This is a genomic window from Ferrimonas sediminicola, assembly GCF_005116715.1.
In the GTDB taxonomy this organism is placed as follows: Bacteria; Pseudomonadota; Gammaproteobacteria; order Enterobacterales; family Shewanellaceae; genus Ferrimonas; species Ferrimonas sediminicola.
This window is the reverse complement of sequence record NZ_SWCI01000035.1, coordinates 1-1,130: the sequence shown is the minus strand read 5'-3', so window position 1 is coordinate 1,130 and position 1,130 is coordinate 1. Positions and strand designations below refer to the sequence as shown.

Sequence of the window (1,130 nt, the reverse complement as noted above, 5' to 3'; positions counted from 1 at the left end):
CGGTTAATACCCGTTAGCTGTGACGTTACTCGCAGAAGAAGCACCGGCTAACTCCGTGCCAGCAGCCGCGGTAATACGGAGGGTGCGAGCGTTAATCGGAATTACTGGGCGTAAAGCGCATGCAGGCGGTCTGTTAAGCGAGATGTGAAAGCCCCGGGCTTAACCTGGGAACTGCATTTCGAACTGGCAGACTAGAGTCTTGTAGAGGGAGGTAGAATTTCAGGTGTAGCGGTGAAATGCGTAGAGATCTGAAGGAATACCAGTGGCGAAGGCGGCCTCCTGGACAAAGACTGACGCTCAGATGCGAAAGCGTGGGGAGCAAACAGGATTAGATACCCTGGTAGTCCACGCCGTAAACGATGTCTATTAGGAGTCTGTGCCCTTGAGGCGTGGGTTCCAAAGCTAACGCATTAAATAGACCGCCTGGGGAGTACGGCCGCAAGGTTAAAACTCAAATGAATTGACGGGGGCCCGCACAAGCGGTGGAGCATGTGGTTTAATTCGATGCAACGCGAAGAACCTTACCATCCCTTGACATCCACGGAAGCTTGGAGAGATCTGAGTGTGCCTTCGGGAACCGTGAGACAGGTGCTGCATGGCTGTCGTCAGCTCGTGTTGTGAAATGTTGGGTTAAGTCCCGCAACGAGCGCAACCCTTGTCCTTAGTTGCCAGCGCGTAATGGCGGGAACTCTAGGGAGACTGCCGGTGATAAACCGGAGGAAGGTGGGGACGACGTCAAGTCATCATGGCCCTTACGGGATGGGCTACACACGTGCTACAATGGTCGGTACAAAGGGTTGCGAGCTAGCGATAGTGAGCCAATCCCATAAAGCCGGTCGTAGTCCGGATTGGAGTCTGCAACTCGACTCCATGAAGTCGGAATCGCTAGTAATCGTGAATCAGAATGTCACGGTGAATACGTTCCCGGGCCTTGTACACACCGCCCGTCACACCATGGGAGTGGGCTGCACCAGAAGTCATTAGCTTAACCTTCGGGAGGGCGATGACCACGGTGTGGTTCATGACTGGGGTGAAGTCGTAACAAGGTAGCCCTAGGGGAACCTGGGGCTGGATCACCTCCTTACGAAACAGATACGGTTTTGCGTTGAGTGTTCACACAGATTGTCTGA

At 53.9% G+C, this 1,130-nt stretch carries 1 rRNA gene; it reads left to right on the top strand.

Annotated features, from left to right (window positions below):
- Positions 1-1,084 (top strand): 16S ribosomal RNA (locus tag FCL40_RS18370); the annotation flags it as partial.
- Positions 1,085-1,130: the final 46 nt, after the last annotated feature.